20 protein-coding genes are annotated in these 22,236 nt (G+C 57.6%); 11 read left to right on the top strand and 9 right to left on the bottom strand.

Annotation, left to right across the window (positions count from 1 at the left end; genetic code table 11):
* Positions 1-6: 6 nt before the first annotated feature.
* From GXX82_04130 to GXX82_04110, 5 genes are all read right to left on the bottom strand, one after another.
* Positions 7-348, bottom strand: a complete 342-nt coding sequence (locus GXX82_04130; GenBank protein ID NLT22215.1) for a hypothetical protein — start codon at positions 346-348, stop codon at positions 7-9.
* Between the two features lie 80 nt (positions 349-428).
* The gene (locus tag GXX82_04125; protein ID NLT22214.1) at positions 429-1,787 is read right to left on the bottom strand and encodes a 4Fe-4S binding protein; all 1,359 of its coding nucleotides are present in this window, start codon (positions 1,785-1,787) and stop codon (positions 429-431) included.
* Positions 1,784-2,251 (bottom strand): anti-sigma regulatory factor, encoded by a 468-nt coding sequence (locus GXX82_04120; protein ID NLT22213.1) that lies wholly within the window; start codon positions 2,249-2,251, stop codon positions 1,784-1,786. The genes GXX82_04125 and GXX82_04120 overlap by 4 nt, the downstream gene beginning before the upstream one ends.
* Positions 2,252-2,273: 22 nt before the next feature.
* Positions 2,274-2,624, bottom strand: coding sequence for a hypothetical protein (locus GXX82_04115; GenBank protein NLT22212.1), 351 nt, complete (start codon positions 2,622-2,624; stop codon positions 2,274-2,276).
* Between the two features lie 228 nt (positions 2,625-2,852).
* Positions 2,853-4,412, bottom strand: a complete 1,560-nt coding sequence (locus GXX82_04110; GenBank protein ID NLT22211.1) for a sigma 54-interacting transcriptional regulator — start codon at positions 4,410-4,412, stop codon at positions 2,853-2,855.
* Positions 4,413-4,561: 149 nt separating this feature from the next.
* Here GXX82_04110 and GXX82_04105 point away from each other — a divergent pair, with 149 nt between their 5' ends.
* From GXX82_04105 to GXX82_04060, 10 genes are all read left to right on the top strand, one after another.
* Positions 4,562-4,903 (top strand): hypothetical protein, encoded by a 342-nt coding sequence (locus GXX82_04105; protein ID NLT22210.1) that lies wholly within the window; start codon positions 4,562-4,564, stop codon positions 4,901-4,903.
* Between the two features lie 619 nt (positions 4,904-5,522).
* Positions 5,523-6,194, top strand: coding sequence for a redox-sensing transcriptional repressor Rex (locus GXX82_04100; protein NLT22209.1), 672 nt, complete (start codon positions 5,523-5,525; stop codon positions 6,192-6,194).
* Between the two features lie 15 nt (positions 6,195-6,209).
* Positions 6,210-6,716, top strand: a complete 507-nt coding sequence (locus tag GXX82_04095; GenBank protein NLT22208.1) for an NAD(P)H-dependent oxidoreductase subunit E — start codon at positions 6,210-6,212, stop codon at positions 6,714-6,716.
* The gene (locus GXX82_04090; protein ID NLT22207.1) at positions 6,700-8,583 is read left to right on the top strand and encodes a 4Fe-4S binding protein; all 1,884 of its coding nucleotides are present in this window, start codon (positions 6,700-6,702) and stop codon (positions 8,581-8,583) included. The genes GXX82_04095 and GXX82_04090 overlap by 17 nt, the downstream gene beginning before the upstream one ends.
* A 3-nt stretch (positions 8,584-8,586) precedes the next feature.
* The gene (locus tag GXX82_04085) at positions 8,587-10,611 is read left to right on the top strand and encodes a 4Fe-4S dicluster domain-containing protein (protein NLT22206.1); all 2,025 of its coding nucleotides are present in this window, start codon (positions 8,587-8,589) and stop codon (positions 10,609-10,611) included.
* Positions 10,604-12,340 carry a 4Fe-4S binding protein gene (locus tag GXX82_04080; protein NLT22205.1) on the top strand — a complete coding sequence of 579 codons (1,737 nt, stop codon included), beginning with the start codon at positions 10,604-10,606 and terminating at the stop codon, positions 12,338-12,340. The genes GXX82_04085 and GXX82_04080 overlap by 8 nt, the downstream gene beginning before the upstream one ends.
* A complete protein-coding gene (locus GXX82_04075; protein NLT22204.1) occupies positions 12,321-13,490 on the top strand; it encodes a SpoIIE family protein phosphatase in 1,170 nt (389 codons plus the stop codon). Before GXX82_04080 ends, GXX82_04075 begins: the two co-directional genes overlap by 20 nt.
* Positions 13,491-13,547: 57 nt before the next feature.
* Complete coding sequence (locus GXX82_04070; protein ID NLT22203.1) at positions 13,548-15,128, top strand: benzoate-CoA ligase family protein; 1,581 nt, start codon at positions 13,548-13,550, stop codon at positions 15,126-15,128.
* A gap of 681 nt (positions 15,129-15,809) precedes the next feature.
* Positions 15,810-16,184, top strand: coding sequence for a cytochrome c3 family protein (locus tag GXX82_04065; GenBank protein ID NLT22202.1), 375 nt, complete (start codon positions 15,810-15,812; stop codon positions 16,182-16,184).
* A gap of 58 nt (positions 16,185-16,242) precedes the next feature.
* Positions 16,243-16,656, top strand: a complete 414-nt coding sequence (locus tag GXX82_04060; protein NLT22201.1) for a protease inhibitor I42 family protein — start codon at positions 16,243-16,245, stop codon at positions 16,654-16,656.
* A 159-nt stretch (positions 16,657-16,815) separates the two neighbouring features.
* Here the strand turns inward: GXX82_04060 and GXX82_04055 are convergent, their stop codons facing one another.
* Complete coding sequence (locus GXX82_04055; protein NLT22200.1) at positions 16,816-17,322, bottom strand: hypothetical protein; 507 nt, start codon at positions 17,320-17,322, stop codon at positions 16,816-16,818.
* A gap of 290 nt (positions 17,323-17,612) precedes the next feature.
* Between GXX82_04055 and GXX82_04050 the strand changes: the two genes are divergently transcribed.
* Entirely contained in the window at positions 17,613-19,472 is a 1,860-nt protein-coding gene (locus GXX82_04050; protein NLT22199.1) for a response regulator, read from the top strand.
* Between the two features lie 62 nt (positions 19,473-19,534).
* Here the strand turns inward: GXX82_04050 and GXX82_04045 are convergent, their stop codons facing one another.
* The 3 genes from GXX82_04045 to GXX82_04035 form a co-directional block, all read right to left on the bottom strand.
* A complete protein-coding gene (locus GXX82_04045) occupies positions 19,535-20,317 on the bottom strand; it encodes a tRNA threonylcarbamoyladenosine dehydratase (protein NLT22198.1) in 783 nt (260 codons plus the stop codon).
* Positions 20,314-21,114, bottom strand: a complete 801-nt coding sequence (locus GXX82_04040; GenBank protein NLT22197.1) for a TatD family hydrolase — start codon at positions 21,112-21,114, stop codon at positions 20,314-20,316. The genes GXX82_04045 and GXX82_04040 overlap by 4 nt, the downstream gene beginning before the upstream one ends.
* A 337-nt stretch (positions 21,115-21,451) precedes the next feature.
* Positions 21,452-22,236: FRG domain-containing protein (locus tag GXX82_04035; GenBank protein ID NLT22196.1), on the bottom strand; the 785-nt coding region annotated here is incomplete at its 5' end.

Raw genomic sequence — 22,236 nt, 5'->3', positions numbered from 1 at the left:
CCCTCTCTAACCCCTCTTCAAGTGTTCATACACGAGAGCAGAAAGCTCGAACGCCGAAGGAGCCCCCCGGAGAATGGCTATGCCCTCCTGTCTTGCCTTTTCCAGGAACGACTCTTCCAATCCCAGCTTCCGCGGGATGATGATGGCGGACACGTCCTTGAGTTTTGCCACCCCCAGAATGTTCACGTGCCGCTGAATGGTGATCCACACCGCGTCGTCGCCAATGTTCGCGATGACGTCGGAGAGCAGGTCGGAGGTGTACCCCGACCTCACCGGCCTCATGAGGTTCGTCTGTCCCGTCAGCACCTCAAGCCCGAGCGCCTCGGCAAGTTCACGAACAGTCATCATCCCCTCCCTGTAAACGTGTCATTGCGTCTCTAAACATATATAATACCAGGCCGATATTCCTCTGACCAACCCGATAACCGTCAGTATCCCTGCCCGGGGTCGCCCTCCTTCGCATTGCCGCTCATCGACGTCGGGACGATGCGGGAAAGATCGAGGATCTCCTTTGCCAGTATCTTCACCTTTTCACGGAGCTTGATAACACAATCCGTCTCGAAGGCTACGCCGCGGATGATGTCCTCGGCAAGGGCCCGGCAGCTTGGCGAGCCGCATGCTCCGCAGTCAAGACCGGGCAGTTCGTTCGTTATCTGGTCGAGGCGCTCCATCTTCATGATCGCCCGGGAAACGTCCTCGTCGAGGGTCATTATCGCCCTCGGTTCCACGGGCTCAGTGGCGGCAAACCGGTTCTGCAGATACATATCCTGGAGCTCGGCCTCCGTGAAATAGGTTTCTTTCGTCCCAAACCGCTTTATGAGGTCCCGAAGCCGGATACGCCCCACGAAGAGGTTCTGGATGTTGAGAGGCCCTCCCACGCAGCCGCCGGTGCAGGCCTGCAGCTCGACAAAATCGACGTCCTTGAGCTCTCCCCTCTCGATCTCTTCCAGGAGGCTGATGACGTTGTGGATGCCGCCGACGGCCAGGGTAGTGGCCGCGGCGACATTCCGCGACTCTCCCGTGACGTATCCCCAGGCCATGCCGAACTTGGTGGCGCGCTGCAGCTTTTCAGGTCCGCCGTTTGCGAACCTGTCGCCAAGGTGCCTGATGATATCCTTGTATATAAGGTTGACCCCGATGACGCCGTTCACAGCGGAGTGTTTCGTCGTCATGGGATTTCTCATTTCCGTGACCTTCGCCGGGCAGGGAGATATGAAGAACGCCCCTATCTCCTCGTAAGGGATACCCGTTCTCCGTGACGCCTGCTCCTTGGCGATGCGCGCCGCCACCTCCATGGGCGTGAGGAAGGGCGCCACCTGTTCGAGGAGGTCCGGGTACTTGATCTGCATGAGGCGCACCACCGCCGGACAGGCGGAGGAGAAGATGGGGCGCTTGCCCTTGTAATCCTTCAGGAACTCGTGAACGATGTAGCCGACGATCTCCGCTGCAAGGGCGACCTCGAAGACCTCGTCGAAACCGATCCCCCTGAAGGCCCCGAGCACATCCTCGATGTTGACCTGCTCCTTGAACTGGCCGAAGAACGACGGCGCCGGCAGGGCGATCCTGTATTTGTACTCCGAGAGCTTCGCGAGGGTGTCCGTCACCGCCACCTTCGCGTGGTTCGGACACTCCCTAATGCATTCGCCGCAGTCGATGCAGCGTTCCTCAACGATCATCGCCTTACCGTCCCGAACGCGGATGGCCTCGACGGGACACCGTTTGATGCAGTTGGTGCATCCCTTGCACTTCTCCGTCTCCAGCGTCACGGAATGGAAATATCGGTTCATGCGCCCTCGTGCCGTCTCTCGTCCTTGAAGGACACCCTGGCGTTCAGTGTGGTCCCCACACCTACCCTGGATTCGATGTTGAGATCATCGGAGCACTGCTTGATGTTGGAGAGGCCCATGCCGGCCCCGAAACCCATCTCCCGGATCTCGTAGGACGCCGTCGAATACCCTTCCTTCATCGCAAGGTCGATATCCTCGATCCCGGCCCCCACATCTTCCGTCCGAATGGTGACCGCGTCGGGCTCGACATGGACGACGAGTTTTCCCGACGTGGCGTGGATCGCAACGTTCATCGCCGCCTCGTATATGATGATCGCGATCCGCTTGATGACATCCTGTTTGAGCCCCAACTGCTGAAGGGTCTTCTTCACCCGCGACGCGCACTCTCCGGCAACAAAGAAGTCCTTTTCGCCTATCTCGAACTCGAGCGTTATCTGCGGGGTGTACGCTAAGCTGTCGACCATTGGTTAGTCTCTCCTAACCGGGCTATTGCTTATCTCCTCTGACGCCCTTCTCGTAAAGCCGGCCGCAACAGTCGAACGTGAGCAGTGTTGTGGTGAGCAGAGGGATCTTGTTCGATTCCCCGCTCCTGATAACGGACTCGTCGGGTCTGCGTCCCCCGACGAAGAGGACCGCCTTCGCGTCCATCACCTGCGCCGCGTGGATCACATGAGCATTGGTCAACGACGTGATCAGAAGAGAATGGGGTTTCAGGTAAAGGAGCATCTCGCTGATGAGGTCGCAGGCAAAGCAGACCCGCACCCCGCGTTCCAGACAGTCGTCATTCCCGCAGAGCACCTGCGCTTCCAGCAGCTCCTGGACCTCTTTCAATGTCATGCAGAACCTCACGTCCGGATGTCGACCGGTGGTATATCGATACTGTTATCGTGCCCCGGTTCCTTAGACCGGCAAACCTGCCCCGGGTCGACCTCAGAAAGCCTCGCTGCCCGGTAATATTGTCTGTTTAATTGCAGGGACGAGCACGCTTGTTCAGTATAGTGTATTTTCTTTCCGAAGTCAAAAGGACAGTGAAGAAAAAAGTGAAGAAAAAAACCTTATTTGGCGTCACCGTCCGCCGTCGCTGACACGGGATTTCCTGCCGAAAGGTATACCCAGTTTTCTCATGCGATGGCGGAGCGTTCCCGGGTTCATGTCAAGAAGCTCGGCGGCGCCTCCGGGACCTTCGATCCTGCCTCCGGCCGCTCTCAGGATGCGGCCTATGTGCTCGGCCTCGACGTCGTTGAGCGCGACAGGGCCCGGACTCTCACCGGCCAAAGACGGGGCACGGTCGTGGGAGGCTCCGGATACCCCCAGAACACCCTCGAACTTCAGGGGTTTGCCATCGGAAAGTATGAGCGCCCTCTCCACGGCGTTCTCCACTTCCCGGACATTCCCCGGCCAATCATACGTCATGAGTGCATCGATGGATCCCGGGGCAAGCGGGGGTATGCTGTGGCGGACCATCTCCCGGCTCTTCTTTCGGACAAAGTGCTGGACAAGGGCGGGTATATCGTTCTTTCTCGCCCTCAAAGGAGGGACCTCAATGGGAAAGACCTTGATGCGGAAATAGAGATCTTCCCGAAAATCGCCGTCCTCCACCATCTTCTCCAGGTTCCGGTTCGTGGCCGATACGATCCTGATGTCAACATGGACAGGTTCCGTTCCCCCCACCCTCTCTATCTCTTTCTCCTGGAGGACGCGCAGAAGCCTCACCTGCGCGTGGGGCGGGAGCTCGCTGATCTCGTCGAGAAAGATCGTCCCCCCATGGGCACGCTCAAAGCGTCCCCTCTTCCGTGCCAGCGCCCCCGTGAAAGCACCCTTTTCATGGCCGAAAAGCTCGCTGTCTATGAGAGACTCCGGGATCGCACCGCAGTTTACCTTCACAAAAGGCCCGTTATAACGGGGAGACAGGTTGTGGATGGCGTTGGCGATGACCTCCTTGCCCGTTCCCGTCTCGCCGATGATGAGCACCGGGCTGGCAAGGGGCGCCACCTTCCTCACGCTTTCCATGGCAGCCTTCAGCCCGAAATCGGCCCCCACTATCTCGACGGTGTTCTTCCTGAGCTCTTCCCTGAGGTACCGGTTGTCATCGGCAAGCATGTCCTTGAGATCGATCACCTCCCGGAGCCTGCGGCTGTTCGCAACGGCTATTGCCGCCGGTTCGTTGACCACCGACCACAAGCGGACATGGTCCTCTGTGAACCGGCCCGTCCCCCGCGCCCGTATCCCGAGGGCGCCGATGTATTTGCCGTCGATGATAAGGCGTCCCAGCATTATCGAGCACTCCTCCCACCCGAGGTTCCGCGCGACCCTCCCCAGAATGGGGTCCTCGAAGATATTCTCGGCAACGCGGACCCGGGGCCGGCGGTAGGGTTCTTCGAGCTCCTGGCGCAGGTCCGGCGGCAGGTGCGTCTTGTCCGTCCTCGTCGTCCCCCCTGCCTCTTTCGCCGTCGCCACCACATCCACGGTGCCGATGGTGGCATCGTAGACAAAAAGATCGAGTTCGTCCGCCGGTATGACGTTGCGCACGTAGAGAAAGCACTGATGAAGAGCGCTTTCCAGGTCCAGGGTGCCGCATATCCTCAGGGTCATCTCACGGAAAAAGTCATTCTCATCGGCGTTCATTGTCTCCTCCCCTTTCCGCCACTATCGTATACGATAGTATAGACGAAAACTGACAAATATACCAGCAACTTTCCGTCACATTTCACAGTAGTCTTTCCTGCATAACGTAACACTCCGAATACACAGGGGAATGAGTTCTGGCACGAGGAATGCTTAAGATTGGACACGGAAGAATGATGGAATGGATAGAGATCATACGATTGAGAACCCAGCCCGATGTCGAGCCGCTTGTGGTGAAGTGGCTGAAAGATCTGGTCCACAGCATCGGTGGAACGCCCGGTCTCAACGAAGCACGGATCTACACCCATTCGGCCGTCCCCGGAGATGTGAGCCTGCACATATTGTGGAACACCGCGCAGAATATCCACGCGGAGAGCGAAATAGGATTGATGGCTGCCGAGACGTTGAAAAAATACGGCATTCTCGATCACACCGTGTGGCTCAGGAAGGGGAACAACGGCAGCGACCCTCACGGGCGGGTGACGCGATGACATCCACGGCATCATTCAGCACATGCTGCAACCTATCAGGGGAAGGAAATGTGAGGTACCGCAAGTCCCTCACCTTTCCTTCCCATAACGTGAGTCGGGGGACGTGAAGAATGTCCGACCTGATACTGAATAACCTCATGCTCATGTTGACCCTCATGTTCGCCTTCGCAACTATCTGGACCACCTCTAAGCCCTCTCTACGCACACGATCGAGCTCCCCACACCACCTCCACTTCGTCCCTCCCCTACCGGCAGACGAAATCACCGCTGTCGGCAAGGACCTCAAATGGTGTACCCGAGGCCATGTCCCCGACTCACAAATTAAATTGCAACTGAGGCTCTGAAGAGTCATCTTCACGATACCATCACCCCCCCCCTTATGCGTTTTTACATGCCCCCGGCGCCTCCCGGGGGCAACCCTTTTGGAGGCGGTTCCAGGTTCCAGGTTCCAGGTTACAGATGAAAAGAGTTCTTGTCTTTCGCCTCAACTTAACACTTAACCACTTAAAACTTAAAACGGTTTCAAAAACATATTGACTCGGGGAGGGTCATTCGATATATTTTTATCGATACATTTTTATAGATAGGAAATTATCGAATGAACGAGATGGAGGTAAGCATGGCAGACGTGGAGGACAGGATAGATCTTCCAACCAAACCCATCCCGGAACCAACACTGAGGAGGCTCCCTCTCTATTACCAGTACCTGAAGAAAGTGCGTGATGAACAGAAGGGGGATTTCATCTCCTGCACGCAGATCGGGAACGACCTGAGCATACTTCCCATTCAGGTCCGCAAGGACCTGGGGATCGCCGAGGCCGTCGGGAAACCGAAGCTCGGCTACAGCATTGACGAGCTCATCTCGATCATAGAGGCCTTCCTTGGCTGGAACAACACGAAGGATGCCTATCTCGTCGGTGTCGGCCATCTCGGCACGGCGCTCCTCGGTTTCGAGAGGTTCAAGGAGTACGGTCTCAACATCATAGCCGCCTTCGATATCGACAAGGAAAAGATAGGGAAGACCATCCATGGGGTCAAGGTCTTTCACATGGGCAAGCTCCACAACATGGTGAAACGCATGGGCATCAAGATCGGGATCCTTACCGTTCCCGCACCCCCCGCCCAGGAACTGACGAATGAGATGGTCCGCGCCGGCATGCAGGCGATCTGGAACTTCTCGCCGGTGAAGGTGAGCGTCCCTCCCGGCATCATCGTCCAGCACGAGAACCTCGCCTCGTCTCTCGTGGTCCTGGCAAAGAAACTGACACTGGCAAGACAAAACCAATCGTAAGGACGGGATGGAATAATGGAGACAATGCGAAAATTCGAACGGGTTTGCGAGATCATCGACAACAACCAGCGAAACGCCGCGAGGCTCATACCCATTCTCCAGGCAGTGCAGGCGGAGTATCGTTACCTGCCGGAAGAGATACTGACCTTCGTGGCAACATCCCTCGGGATATCTCCCGCAAGGGTGTTCGGAGTGGCGACCTTCTACTCGCTCTTCACCCTGAAACCCAAGGGGAAGTACCTGATACGGGTCTGTAACGGGACGGCGTGCCACGTCAAGGGCTCGATGGGAATCTACGGAGCCATAGTGAAGAAGCTCGGCCTCGCCGAAGGCCAGGATTCCACGTCGGACATGCTCTTCACGGTGGAGACCGTCAATTGCCTCGGTGCCTGCGGTCTTTCGCCGGCCATGGTCATCAACGACGAGGTCTTTGGCCAGCTTACACCCCAGCGGGTATCGGACATTATCGACGAGATCATACTCAAGGAGGCGCGCAATGAATCTGATGCTCACGGGGCTTAACAAGATAACCAAGGATTTTCAGGCCCGCTCGGCGGCCGCCCAACACCGCGTCCTCGTCTGCGCGGGAACGGGATGCCTGGTGAACGGGTCCCTCAAGGTGTACGAGGCCTTCGTGAAGGCCCTGAAGGAAAGCGGGCTCAACGCCATCGTCGAGCTCAAGAAGGAGGAAGAGGGCGTCTTCGTGTCGCGCACCGGCTGCCAGGGGTTCTGTCAGATAGGGCCTCTCGTCACCGTCCTTCCCGAGAACATATTCTACACGAAGGTGAAACCGGGCGACGTCGCCGAAATAGTGGAGACAACGATACGGAAGGGAGACGTCGTGGAGAGGCTTCTCTACGTCGAACCCGACTCGCAGAGGGTGTGCCGCACCAAGGACGAGATCCCCTTCTACCGGAAACAACACCGCTTCGCGCTTTCCAACTGCGGCGCCATCGACCCCGAGAGCGTAGAGGAATACATCGCGTCCGGCGGATACAGGCAGGCCATTCGCGCCTATCTCGAAATGAGCCCCGAGGACATCTGCCAGCTCATCTTCGCCGCGGGTCTGCGCGGACGGGGAGGCGGCGGCTTCCCCACGGGAAGGAAGTGGGATGTCGCCCGGCGCGAGACAAACGCAAAGAAGTACGTCATCTGCAATGGTGACGAGGGAGACCCTGGCGCCTTCATGGACATGGGCATCATGGAAGGCAATCCCCACAGCGTCATCGAGGGCATGATCATAGCCGCGCGGGCCATTGAGGCCGATGAAGGCTACATATACGTACGAGCCGAATACCCGCTCGCCGTCAAGCGCCTGCGCAAGGCCATAGACGATGCCTACCGCGTCGGCCTGCTCGGCAAGAACCTTTTCGGCACGGAACGCGCCTTCAACCTGAACATAATGGAGGGCGCCGGCGCCTTCGTCTGCGGAGAGGAAACGGCCCTCATCGCCTCCATCGAGGGGAAAAGGGGCATGCCCTCCCCGAAACCGCCCTTCCCTTCCGTCAGCGGCCTCTGGGGCAAGCCGACGGTGATCAACAATGTGGAGACCCTGTCGCAGGTGCCCCTGGTGCTTGCCGCCGGCCCCGAGGGGTACCGCAAGATGGGCACGAAGGGATCCCCGGGCACGAAGACCTTTGCCCTTACCGGCCACGTGGCGAATTCGGGCCTCATAGAGATGCCCTTCGGCACTACGCTGCGCGAGATCATCTACGGTGTCGCGGGAGGTATGACCTCCGATACGGGAAAGGCCGTGAGCGACGGCTTCAAGGCCGTGCAGATAGGTGGTCCCTCGGGGGGCTGCCTCACCCGTGACCATCTCGACCTTCCCATCGACTTCGATTCCCTGAAGACCGTCGGCGCCATGGTCGGCTCCGGCGGCCTCGTCGTCATGAACAAGAACACCTGCATGGTCAGCGTGGCACGCTTCTTCATGCAGTTCACACAGCACGAGTCCTGCGGCAAGTGCGTTCTCTGCCGTGAAGGGACGAAGCAAATGCTTGCCCTCCTCGACGATATCATAGGGGGACGGGCCACAATGGAGACGCTCGACCTTCTCGAGGACCTCGCGGTCGCCGTCCAGAAAGGCTCGCTCTGCGGGCTCGGCAAGACGGCACCCAACCCGGTCCTCTCGACGATGAAGCACTTCCGCGACGAGTACATCGCGCACGTGCGTGACAAGCGCTGCCCCACGGGAAAATGCAAGGCCCTGGTGAGGCTCACGATAGACCCGGAGTTATGCAAAGGCTGTACGCTCTGCGCGGCCAAGTGCCCCGTCGGCGCCATATCGGGAGAGAAAGGGAAACCCCATGTCATCGACCAGAGCATATGCAGAAAATGCTACATCTGCGTGGAAGCCTGCAAATTCAAGGCGATCAAAGGAGACTGAGCAATGAACGGCGACGTTGTCTACATCGATAATAAAGAGATATCCATTGAGAACGAGCAGAACCTCCTGGAGCTTGTCAGGAAGGCGAGGATCGATCTGCCCACCTTCTGCTACCATTCGGAGTTGAGCATATACGGCGCCTGCAGGCTATGCATGGTGCAGGTCGAGGGTATGGGCCTCGTTCCGGCCTGCTCCACCCCGCCCGCCCCCGATATGAAGGTGAGTACCAACACGGAGGAGATCCGGAAGATGCGCAGGATCATCGTGGAGCTTCTCCTTGCCAACCACAGCCAGAACTGCCCCACCTGCCAGAAGAGCACCACCTGCCAGCTTCAGGCGCTCGCGAAACGATTCGGCATCACGAAGGTGCGTTTCAAGAACCAGCTGAAAGAAATGCCCCTCGACGAATCCTCACCGTCCATCGTCAGGGACCCGAACAAGTGTGTCCTCTGCGGCGACTGCGTGCGCATCTGCTCCGAAGTGCAGGGTGTCGGCGCCATCGACTTCGCCTACAGGGGAGCGCAAACGGTCGTCATCCCTTCTTTCGGCAAGGCGCTCGACAAGGTGGAATGCGTCAATTGCGGACAGTGTGTCCGCGTCTGTCCCACCGGTGCCCTCACTCCGAAATCCGAGGTCGATGACGTGTGGGCCGACATTCACAACCCCTCCAGGGTCGTGGTGGCGCAGGTGGCTCCCGCTGTAAGGGTAGCCGTTGGAGAGATGTTCGGCCTCCCCCCGGGAACCACAACCACGGGGCAGATCGCGGCGGCACTGAGAGCGATCGGCTTCGACAAGATCTATGACACATCCTTCACCGCCGATCTTACCGTGCTGGAAGAAGGCAACGAATTCATAAAGCGTGTCACGGCCGGCGACAGAATACCGCAGTTCACGTCATGCTGCCCGGCGTGGGTCAAGTTCGTCGAGCAATACTATCCGGAGTTCGTGGACCATCTTTCAAGTTGCCGTTCGCCACAGCAGATGTTCGGCGCCCTGGCGAAGGAAATGCTCTCCAGCGAGCTGAACGTTAAGCGCGAGGATGTGATCGTTGTTTCCATAATGCCCTGCACGGCGAAGAAGTTCGAGGCGAAAAGGCCGGAATTCGAGAGGGACGGGGTGCGGGATGTGGACCATGTCCTCACCACCCAGGAATTCGGCAGGATGATCGAAGAAGCCGGTCTCAATTTCAGGGAACTGGGCCTGGAATCGTTCGATCTGCCTTTCGGCTTCAAGACCGGTGCCGGGGTCATCTTCGGCAATTCCGGAGGTGTCAGCGAGGCCGTTCTGCGCTACGTCACCGAAAGACTCACAGACCAGAGACTCGACAGCTACGAGTTTGCCTCTGTCCGCGGAGAGGATGGCCTTCGCGAGGCAAAACTCACCGTGGCGGGCAAGACTTTCACCCTCGCCGTCGTCAGCGGCCTCGGCAACACGAGGCGTGTCCTCGAGAAAATAAAATCCGGGGAGACCCACTACGACCTCGTCGAGGTAATGGCGTGCCCCGGCGGCTGCGTCGGCGGCGCCGGCCAGCCCGTTTTCTCCGACCAGGCCGTCAGGCAGAAAAGGACAAAGGGCCTCTACGAGAACGACCGCATGCTGGAACTCCATAAGTCCCAGGACAACCCCTACATCAAGAACCTCTACGAGAACGTCCTCGGTGACGTGGGAAGCCACAAAGCCCACGAACTCCTCCACACGAGCTACAGGACCCGAAAACGTATATCCGATGAGGATGTTGACATAAACGCCGGCGGCGAGAGAAGTGTCGACGTCAGCGTCTGCTTCGGCACCAGTTGCTTCCTCAAGGGCTCCCAGAAGCTGCTCCGTGATATACTTGAGCATATACGTTCAAACGGCCTCGGCGGCAGGGTGAACGTGAAAGCTTCTTTTTGCTTTGAGAAATGCAAGACTGGACCGACAATAAAGGTAGGGAGCAGGATCATTGAAGGCTGCACCATAGAAAGGGCCATCGAGGCCATCAAGCGCGAGGGGGTGGACCTCGCCGAAGAGGTAAGGCAGAATGCTTGAAACACAGAAACCGCAGATCGTCTACACGCTGACAGCCCGCTGCCGGGACTGCTACAGGTGCCTCAGGGCCTGTCCCGTGAAGGCGATCCGCATGCAGAACGGGCAGGCGTACGTGGATGAGAAACGCTGCATCGCCTGCGGCACCTGCATCAGGGAATGCCCCCAGCAGGCAAAAACATTCCGCAGTGACATCAACGTGGCTCAGAGCCTCATTGACGAAGGGCACTTTGTCGCTGCCAGCATAGCCCCTTCCTTTCCTGCCGTGTTCAACAAATGGCAGCGCTCGCGTCTGGCATCGGCCCTCCGCGCCCTTGGCATCCGCTACGTGGGGCAAACATCCCACGGGGCATACCAGGTATCACTCGAATCACAGAGGCTCGCCAAAGCGGATACGACAAAGCCCCACATAACCACGGCGTGTCCCGCCCTGATAAACTACATCGAAAAGTACAAACCCGAGCTGATCGACTACCTGCTCCCCATCGCATCCCCGATGGTGGCGCACGCCAGGCTCCTCAAAGAAAAACTCGGCAAGGACACCAAGGTCATCTTCATCGGCCCCTGTGTGGCCAAAAAATCCGAATTGAACCGGCCGGACATTGCCGGCGTCGTGGATTGCGTCCTCACCTTCAAGGAACTCAACGCCTGGCTTGAGCAGAAGAACATTGACCTGTCCATGTGCGAGGAGAGCAGCTTCGACGAAAAGCCCGTCCACAATGCGCAATTGTACCCGTTGCCCGGTGGTCTCATCAAGACGGCCGGCCTCGACGACGATGGATTGAACCTCAGCCTTCTGCGCGTCGACAGCCCCCAGGGCGTTCGCGAACTCCTGAACGGTGTCGGAGAAGACACGGGGCACGCCCTCATTGAACCCCTGTTCTGCAGCCAGGGGTGCATCAACGGTCCCGGCGTAGACTCCGGCAAGAACCTCTTCGAACGCAGGCAGGAGATCATCGAATACACTGCGGAAAGCGCGGCCGTCTCGATCACTCCCGACCCCGTGGAAAGCGATCTCCTGAAGGCCGCCTTCACCAGGAACGACAGCGGCCCATCGCCGGGCAACATTACGGAACAGCAGATCCAGGAGGTCCTGGCGCGCACCGGCAAACAGGACCCCGAACAACAGCTGAACTGCGGGGCCTGCGGTTACGACAGCTGCAGGGAAAAGGCCATCGCCGTGGTTCTCGGCATGGCGGAACCCGAGATGTGCATCCCCTACATGAGACGTCTAGCGGAAAGACGCACGGACCAGATCTTCAGCACCACGCCCAACGGCGTTCTCCTGCTCGACGATGAACTGAACATCCTCGGCATGAACCCGGCGTTCAAGAAGTTCTTTTCCTGCAGCGACGTCATTCTGGGGCGGCACATATCCTATCTCATGGACCCGGCTCCCTTCGAGAAGCTCATATCCGGCATCACGGAGACCATGGACATCACCGTCCTGCACCGCCCGTACAACCTCCTGTGCCGCCAACTCCTGTACATGCTCAAGGAGGACAAGCAGATCGTCGGTATCTTCATCAACATAACGAGCCAGCAGGAACACGAGAAGAAGCTCAAGGAGATCCGTTCCCAGACGGTGGAACAGGCAAACGAACTCCTTGAACACCAGATAAAGATGGCCCAGAACATAGCGCAGTTCCTGGGTGAGAGCACCGCCCGCGGTGAGGAACTGGTGAGAAAACTGATGAGTCTGAGCGAAGGCGATGAAAGCAGTACCCGATGAACCGAGAAAGTACATCGAAGCGACGAACGCCCAGGCGGCAAAGAAGCCGGGCGGCATATGCGGAGATTACATAACAACCGAGCGTACGGCCGAGGCAACAACCGTGATCGTGGCCGATGGGATCGGCACAGGCATCAAGGCGAGGGTTGCCGCTGTCATGTGCGCCTCCCGTCTCATGGAGCTCATCCGGGTGGGCTTCACGCTTCGTGAGGCATGCCAGAAGGTCGTCGAGACCATGCACGCGGCACGGACCATGGACATTCCCTTCTCCGCCTTTTCCGTTTGCCGTGTCCTCGTGAGCGGCCACGCGACGGTGGTCTCCTACGAGATCCCCTCTCCCATCCTCATCAACAACCGCCTGGCCGCTTACCTGCCGAAGCAGCGTGTCTTTCCCATGGGTCTCGAGATGGTGGGCGAGGTCAACTGCATGCTCGAATACGGTGACAGCGTCGTCATGGTAAGCGACGGGGTCAGTCAGGCAGGCCTCGGCCAGCAGTACCGCATGGGCTGGGGCATTCAGGGGGCCTGCGACTTCATAAACGGCCTCCTTGCGCAGGGCACGCTCATGAAGGACATCCCCGGCAGGATCGTGGCCAACGTGCGGGATATCTCGGGCGCGACGTACGGGGATGACACCACGTGCAGTCTCCTGCTCTGCCGCGAGGCACGGGTCCTCAACATCCTGACGGGGCCGCCGGCGCGGAAGATGGACGATGCCAGAGTGGTCAGGGAATTCATGGACACGAAGGGAATGAGGATCGTGTGCGGGTCGTCCACCGCCGAGATCGTCGCCCGCAATCTCGGCGTCCCTGTCGAGATGAAGAACATGTCAAATGCCTACCATAAACCACCGTCTTATGATATAAAAGGCGTGGACTATGCGACGGAGGGTGCGATCACCCTCAACCAGGTGTACAATATCCTGGGGGAGGCACCCGAGAAACTCGAGCCTGATTCATCAGTTTCAGATCTCTACAGGTTCTTCCACGCCTCCGATACGATCAATTTCCTCGTTGGAACGGCGGCAAATCCGGGACACGAACATATAGTCTTCAGGCAGATGGGTGTATACCCGAGAGACGTTATCGTCAGGCTCCTCGCGGACAAACTGAGATCCATGGGGAAGCTGGTGAATATCATATATCTATAGAGGGGGACGTGAAACGGGCAGGCGCAGCCCTTCCCCCGCATAACAGAAGGAGGTATCATGACAGCTGGAGCACCACTTGACTTTTTCAACGCAGCCGATTATTTCGTGGACCGCAACGTCCGCCAGGGACGGGGTCATAAGATAGCCGTTTACACGGAATACCGGAACTACACTTACAACGACATCCAGAAGATGGCCAACAAGACAGCGAACGCCTTCCGCGAGGTCGGCATAACCGTAGACGACCGCATCCTGGTGATCATGCTCGACGTGCCGCAGTTCTACGCCGTTTTCTGGGGCGCCATGAAGATCGGCGCCGTCCCCATTCCCGTCAACACCATGCTGACACCCGAGGACTACGAGTACTACCTCAACGACAGCCGCGCCAAGGTCCTCGTCGTCTCCGAGCAGCTCCTGCCCGTCCTCGCGCAGATCAAGGGCGATCTCCTGTACCTGCGTGACCTCGTCGTCATATCCGAGACGAAAGGGGCCCACATTCCCTTCAAGCAGAAATACCGCCATGCTCCCAACACGGTGAAAACGGAGTTCACCACGAAGGATGACGTTGGTTTCTGGCTCTACAGCTCGGGCTCGACGGGCTCGCCAAAGGGGGCCATCCACTCCCAGTACGACATGGTGGTCACCTCCGAGTCCTTCGCCAAGGGCGTACTCGGCATCACCGAGGACGACATTGTCTTCTCGGCCGCACGGCTCTTCTTCTCCTACGGTCTCGGCAACGGTATGTATTTCCCCATGTCCGTCGGCGCCTCGGCCGTGCTCAACGCGCACGCCCCTTCGCCCGAGAACGTCTTCAAGCACCTCGAGAAATTCCGTCCCACCATCTTCTTCGGCGTCCCCACGCTCTACGGGCAGATGCTGGAGTACAAGGCCAAAGAAGACAAGGAAAAAGGCATCAAGAAGGCGAATCCCAACGACCAGCACGAACTCTCGTCGGTCAGGATCTGCGTGTCCGCCGGTGAGGCATTGCCCGTGGACATCTTCGAGCGCTGGAAAAAGCGCTTCGGCATCGAGATCATCGACGGCATCGGCTCCACGGAGATGCTCCACATATTCCTCTCCAACAGGCCCGGCGACATCAAGCCGGGGTCCACGGGAAAACCCGTTCCCGGCTACGAACTGAAACTCGTCGACGAGAACGGCCAGGAAGTCCCCCGGGGCGATATAGGTACCCTGCACGTCAAGGGCGACAGCGCCGCCCAGCAATACTGGCGCAAGCGCGAAAAAACGCGGGTCACCATGCAGGGAGAATGGGTCAATACGGGCGATAAGTATTACATGGACGAGGAAGGCTATTACTGGTGCGCCGGACGCGCCGATGACATGCTCAAGGTGGGCGGCATCTGGGTGTCCCCCATCGAGGTGGAGAACACCCTGAGCCAGCACCCGGCTGTTCTGGAATGCGCCGTCGTCGGGGCCCCCGACGCGAAGAACCTTGTCAAGCCCAAGGCCTTCGTCATACTGAGGAACGGGTACAAGAAAACCGACGAATTGAAGGAAGAATTGAAGAAATGGGTCCTCGACAGGCAGGCAAAGTTCAAGTACCCCCGCTGGGTCGAATTCGTCGACGAGCTTCCGAAGAGCGCGACGGGCAAGATACAGCGGTTCAGGTTGAGATAAAGAAGGTTCAAGGGCTCCAGGGTTCAAGAGTTCAAGAACCTTAATACTTAAAGATACGAAAGGCCCTCCCCGTCTCTATGATGGGGAGGGTTGATCTGCCCCGGGGATGTCAGGAATTTGTCCTTGAACAACGGGTATGACCGGGGTTATAGATATATGAAGCAGGTATTTGAGGTGTGGAAGAGGCGATCGATGCCGGGATTGACACATCAGCTTTGCAGCAGCAGAGGATCGACGCGGCAGATACGGTGCATCCGGGGTTGGGAGTCGACTCCGTTCCCCAAACGAAAGAAAGAGGGCCGAGAAATGACCAGAACATTCTTCAGTGTGGCGATCGTCTTCATATTCCTCCTGTCATTCCATTCTTTTGCGGAGGCGGGACCCGCGAAACCCGTCGCTTCCAAACAGCAGACCTGTGCGAGCTGCCATAGCGACTTCTCCTCGCTCCTTTCGGCAAAGCACCCCCGCGTAACGGGCAAAGACCTCAGGGCGTGCACACCCTGCCATGCCCCCGACCCCCAGAGCAAGGCGAAACTCAAAGCCTACTCGGCAAAGCTTCATCTCGGTCACATGCAGCCGGGCAACGAACTTGATTGCCTCGTGTGCCACACCTGGCAGCCGGGGAAGGCCTTTGGTGTAAAGGGAGCGAAGAAACCCATTGGCGTACTCACGCAGGAAAACATGGACCAGACGAAAAAGGTCTTTGCCTCCTGGGCCTCATCGAAATATCTCGACGCACACCACGGCAAGAAGAACGTCACCTGTGCCGGTTGCCATGAGAAACTGCCCGAGCCCGGCGACTCCGTCGAGAACGACCGGTGTCTCGCCTGTCATGGCGACATGGAAAAGCTCGCCGCGAAGACAGAACCCAAAGATTTTCCTGACAGGAACCCCCATAAGTCCCATCTCGGGACCATCAACTGTACCGTTTGCCACAAAGCCCACGCGGCATCGAAGACCTACTGCCTCGAGTGTCACAAGAATTTCAATATGAAGATACCTTTTGGCGAGAACGGGGCGGGAACAAAAGCGGCCACCGACAAAAAAGCGCGGTGAAGAGGTGTGGGAAAGCGTCAGCCGGTAACGTCACCGTAAGATACTTGCGGGAGAGATTGTGACCAGAATGTTCCTGCTGATGCCCGCCCTTCTGGCGGTCCTGTGCATCTCGGCATGCGCGGGGGATCAGAGAACGGCGGGTGTGCTTCCGGAAAAAACCAGGGAATTCACCGATCCTTTGCGGACGATACAGGCCGCGGTGGGCGAGACATTCTCCATCGTTCTCGACTCGAATCCCACAACGGGTTATAGCTGGCGGAGACAGGACAAAGCCGGAAACGGTGTCGTTGCCTTCACGGGCAGCAGGTTCGTGCCGGCCCGAACGGACCTCGCCGGGGCCGGCGGAAGGGAACACATGACCTTCACGGCCACGGCACCGGGAACGGAACAGTTGACCTTTCACTATCTCCGCCCCTGGGAAAAGAACGCCGAACCGGCAAGAACGGCGGTCTTCACCGTAACGGTACGGTGAAGACCGCTTGAGCGCAAAAAACTGTGTGGCCCCTAAGAACAAAGACACAGACGCAATTCGCCCCCCGGATCACAACCGGGAGTCAGGCCGTACTCCTTCTCTACAGTCTTTTGTTTTTAACGTTCAAGCAGCTTAAGCTGTTCAAGCGGTTCAAGCAGCTCATTTCAGTGCTTTTATCTCTTTCTCCAGCTTGCCGTATCGCTTGTCGAAGAACTTCCTGGCCGTTTCGCGGTCCTTCTCGCGGCGTTCCTCCGCGAAGCCCGGGAAGCCGTAGAGGTTGTCTATGAACTTGAGGACCTCGGGGATGACCTGTTGGGCCTTGTCGTCTTTTTCGGGGGCGAGGGAGAGTTTTCCCTGAAGCGTAACCCAGACGGAGAAAAGGGGCGTTCTCTTGCTCTGGTATTCCCTGTCGGCAAGGTTGGTCTGTGCGTCTGCCTTCATGACGGGACCCGTCGCTTCCCAGAGCATCCTCACCCTTTGGCCCGGCGTCCCTTCCTCGGGAACGGTGAAGCCTCCCGCTTTCGCCTGGCGGGTCTGCGGCTCAGTTTTTGCGTCCTGGGGCCCCGGGGATTTCTCTCCCTCGCCGGTACACCCCGGCTGGATGAGGAGCATGCAGACGGCGACAAAGATGCAAGCGATGTTGGCGATGCCGGTCATGATCTTCATGGTACCTCCCTGAGAGGATATCTCATTCAAGCGTTAAGTACGGAATATAGCATTCGCTCGACAACATTGCAATACACCTCCACCGCAACCCGATACACAGGGCGCTCCGACCCGTGTTTTTGTTGTTGCCATGACCGTCCGTCGTGGTATAGAATAGAACAAATAAAACAAACAATAACATGCAATGTTGCTTTTTTTAGCGCAGGCAGTTGAGGGGTTTCCATCATCGAAAGGTTTTCATAACTGACCGGAAAATGCGCTGTCGTACTCTATATAGATGTCTTGCCGCCGTGATCATGGTATCGGCCGTTCTCACCGCCCTGTTTCCCGTTCCCGGCGGGGCGTCACCACTCACAGATGAATGGACCACCTTTTTGTCGTCCCTGAGCCCTTCCGCGGGACAGTTTCTCCTGACGGCTCCGGGGGGATTCTTCGAGTTCTGTGAGAAATGGTGCGCCATCCTGGGAGGAAACGCCCCTGACGAAGGAGATGCCCGGCACATCGTATCGGCCCTGCGCATCGCTGCAGGCCTCGTTCTCTTCCTCCTTCTGTGGACCTGGATACTCATCAGGTACGCGAGGCGGCGCAGGAAACAGTTGAAGACGCTTAACGAGCGCTACCGTCTCCTTCTTGAGAACACCCTGGAAGGCGTCATGGTCATCGTTGCCGGAAAGGCAACTTTCATGAATGAGAGGGCCTCACAGATCACCGGGTTCTCTCCTCATGAGATCACCCCCCGCGCCCTTTCGGAGATCACGGGTTCCCAGGACAGCGATACGATAAAGGAAGCCCATCGCAGGATCATGAGGTCCGAGATCGGGAGCCTCAGACTTCCCGTCAGGATAACCTGCAAGAACGGCGAAACAAAATGGGTATATAACTGCTGGGTCGGCATCACCTGGAAAGGCACGCCCGGCATCCTCTGCATCTTCTCGGACATAACGGAGAGCAAAAAGATGGAACAGCAATTCCTCCAGGCCCAGAAGATGGAGGCCATCGGGCAGCTTGCAGGAGGGATCGCCCACGATTTCAACAACATCCTCACCGCCATCAGTGGGTACGGAAACCTGCTCAGGATAAAGACCGACAACGATCCCGCCTTGAACAGGTATGCCCGGAACATCCTGGCCTGCTCCAATCGCGCGGCAAATCTGGTGAAGGGGCTTCTCGCCTTCAGCAGGAAGCAGGTGAACGACCCCCGCCCGACGGACCTTCACGACGTCATCAAGGGCGCGGAAAAGATGCTTCGCCGCATCATAGGAGAGCACATCGAGTTCTCCGTCATCTTTTCGAAGACAAGCCCCGTGGTCCTTGCCGACAGCAATCAGATAATACAGGTGCTCATCAACCTCGCGACGAACGCCCGCGATGCCATGCCCAAAGGGGGTAAAGTGACGATACGGACGGAGACGGTGGAGAATCCCGACACGTCTGCCGCCGGGGAGAACGGCGAAAGAAAGGACGGCCGCTATGCGCTCCTTTCCTTCGAGGACACCGGGGAAGGCATGGACGAGTCGATGATCGACAAGATCTTCGACCCCTTCTTCACGACCAAGGAACCGGGGAAGGCAAGCGGTCTCGGCCTTGCCACCATTTACGGGATCGTGAAACAGCAAAAGGGGTTCATCTCGGTCCAGACGAACATCGGCTCAGGCACGACCTTCAACATCTACCTGCCCCTCGTGGATATCCCCGTCGACACACGGAAGGCAATACGGCTGGCGGAGCATCTCAGGGGCACGGAAACGATCCTCGTCTGCGAGGACGAGACGGACATCAGGAACTTCGTCAGAGAGGTCCTCGAATCCAACGGGTACACCGTCGTCGAGGCAAAGGACGGCGAAGAGGGGATAGACGCCTTCAATCGTTACAAGGACAAGGTGGCACTCGTCCTCCTCGACGTGATGATGCCGAAGAAGAGCGGAAAGGACGTCTATGACGCCATACTCGAGATCAATCCCATGGTGAAGACGATCTTCATGACGGGATACTCCACGGACAGCCTGGACAAACAGGGGTTCGGTGATTCCATCACCCCCTGCATATTCAAACCCATCGAAACCGACACACTCCTCACCGAGATCCGAAGGAAATTGGACGAAGAAAAAACTGTCGCAGGTCACACGTCACAGGTCACAGGCAAAGACTAAAAGAGGAAAACGGGACTCCCGGCGAAATTTCTTACCTTTAGACTTGCGACCTGGAACTGTCTTCAACCTGTGACCTGCGACGTGTGACCTGCGACCTCTTTTACCAGTTCCATAATGACATGGTTCGCCGCGACGAGGCCGAAGATGGCCGGGAGGGTCGGCAGGCTGGGCAGGGATTCGCGCGCCCTTCCCCTTACGTGGGCACCCGTCGTCTCGCGGGACGCGGCCGGACCGTCCGGATGGGGACGGATGGGCCTCTCCGTCGAATAGACGACGGGGATATCCGTCGTGACATTCCGGTTTCTCAGGTAGCGCCTCAGCGTCCGGGCAAGGGGGCACACCTCGGTTTCGGTGAGCAGCCCCAGGCGCACCTTCATGGGGTCCGTCCTGCTGGCGGCCCCCAGCGCGGAGACGATCGGTAACGAGCGCCCGATACACTGGCTGATGAGCTCCGCCTTCGGGTTCATGCTGTCGATGGCATCTATCACGAAGTCGATGTCCCCTCCGAGGAGTTCGTCGGCGGTGTCGTGATGGAAGAAGGCATGGCGGGGATCGAGGCGCGCTTCGGGGTTCACCTGCCGGAGGCGCTCTTCCGCCGCGTCCACCTTCCGGACACCCTCGTTCGTCCTTAAGGCGATGAGCTGCCGGTTCACGTCCGTTGCCTTGACGGTATCGCAATCGATGAGTCGCAACCCCCCAACACCCGCCCGGCACAGGGCCTCGGCAGCCCAGGAGCCGACGCCTCCCAGCCCCACAACCGCAACGGTGCTCTTCCCGAGCACCTCGAAACCTTCCCGCCCGTAGAGCATGATGCTCCGGGAAAAATACTCCTCCGGCGACGTCATCTTTCTCTTTCCATCCTTTCCAACCCGAAGAGCCTGCACGCGCTTTCCGTGGATATACGGCACACCTCTTCCAGGGAGACACCCCTCAGCTCGGCTACCTTCACGGCAACCTCACGGGTGTGCAAAGGCTCAACCAGGGAGGCCACCGTCGTCTGCGTCGCGATGGAAGGGGCGTCGGTCTCGAGGAGAAACCGCTCCGCCGGCACGAGCCGTGCGCAGCGATGGTACTTCTTCGCCCTCTCCCGAGTCACGGAACCGGAAAAGGAGACGTAACACCCGATCTCCAGAAACCTCTCCATCACCTCCGCGCTCCCCGAAAAGGAATGCAGCACCACCGTCACCCTCCCCCTGTAATCTCTCAGGATGTCCAGCATCCTCTCATGTGCCTTCCTGCAGTGAACAAGCACCGGCAGCCCCCTACCGGCCGCCATATCGAGCTGCGCGACAAAGGCCCGCTCCTGCACCTCCACCGGCGCCATCCCCGGCGCGAGATCAAGCCCGATCTCGCCGACCGCCACGGTCTCCTCCGCATCCAGATAACCCCCCAGCTCATCCAAAGCCCCGTCCTCCAGGTACCACGGATGGACGCCAAAGGCCGGAAAGACAACCCCCGGGTAAAGCCGCGCAAGCTCAAGCGTCCGGGGCAAAGAAACACGGTCGTAGGCGGGGATGATGAACCGCACGACACCCGCGCGCCGGGCGCGGTCAAGGACGTCGTCGAGCGAGTCTGCAAAGGACGGATCGTTGAGGTGGCAATGGGTGTCGATGAGAATGGTCCTGTCAGGGGGATGGGTCATGATGGAAGTGTAACATAAAGACCGTTGCGAGTTTCAAGTTTCAGGAGAAAGGCGGTTGCGAGTTACGCGTTGCGGGTTGCGGGTTAGAAGCGAAAAGACGGTGCAGGTTGGGGGCTTTGTTCGTTTTGGTGTAAGGTTGGTGCGGAGGCCGCGCGGGGTGCTGTGGTTTCCTTAAGACTCAAGACCCTGCCCGCTAGGGGTCTCCATCCTGATCAAGTCATCTTAATTCATCTTAGGGTAGCAGCGTAAGAAAGGAGCGGGGAGTGAGGGTTGGAAGTACACCTACAAGTCGAGTATACGAAGCAAAACAGAGAGTTGTGTATTGCGCAGAGAAATATTATGCTCCGCTATCTTCAGGTACCCATAAATCCTTAAAAAACTTTATCCTCATATTAAGAGATGCTGCATATCCATCAAGCCCCGGAAAAAGGGTGTTTCGTGACATATTCATAGCATAAAGTTCACTCAATACCTTTTCGATTTCTTTTATATCACTTTCAACAACATATTTAACTAAATTGTTTTTATTGTCCCAGCCATCCATTCCCCTCATATTTTCCATAAAAGGTTTTGATATATCCCCGGGTATCATAAACACCCCCTGTTGGATCGCGAGTCTTTGGTTTAAGCGCCACGGGTTTAACACGCACAAAAAAGGTCTTTTTCGTTCTTTTTTCATTAATAACGGTTTGAATGTATTCGGTTCCGAAGCCTGTAATTTTCTGAAGAAATCTTTGTCTTCACAATTTTCATCTTCAAGTATCTTTTCTACTATTGATTTAGATTCTATATCAAACCATCCTTTCCGATTTACCGCACATATTGCGGCCTTAGAGTTATTATTCCCTTGAAGCAATGCATATTCGAAAGCAAAATATGAAGCTACATAGGGGGAATAAGTCCAATCCAGCAATCTTGTCGGCGCACCGTGGTGTTGCATCAGGGCAAGCCACCAGAGATAATCCTCTTTCGGTTCAGGTTTAGGTGCAGTATCGGGATATTTTCTCTGAAAATCCCGCATCAGTTTAAATTCAATTTGTGGAAGATGCTTGAGGTTTATTTTCCATTTCCTACACTGGCGCTCTATAGTGGTGTCTAAAACCCATTCATCCAGAAGTCCCT

Origin of the sequence: Syntrophorhabdus sp. (assembly GCA_012719415.1) — a bacterium.
Lineage (GTDB): Bacteria > Desulfobacterota > Syntrophorhabdia > Syntrophorhabdales > Syntrophorhabdaceae > Delta-02.
Note: the sequence above shows the minus strand (reverse complement) of the source record. Positions and strands in the feature narration are given on the sequence as shown.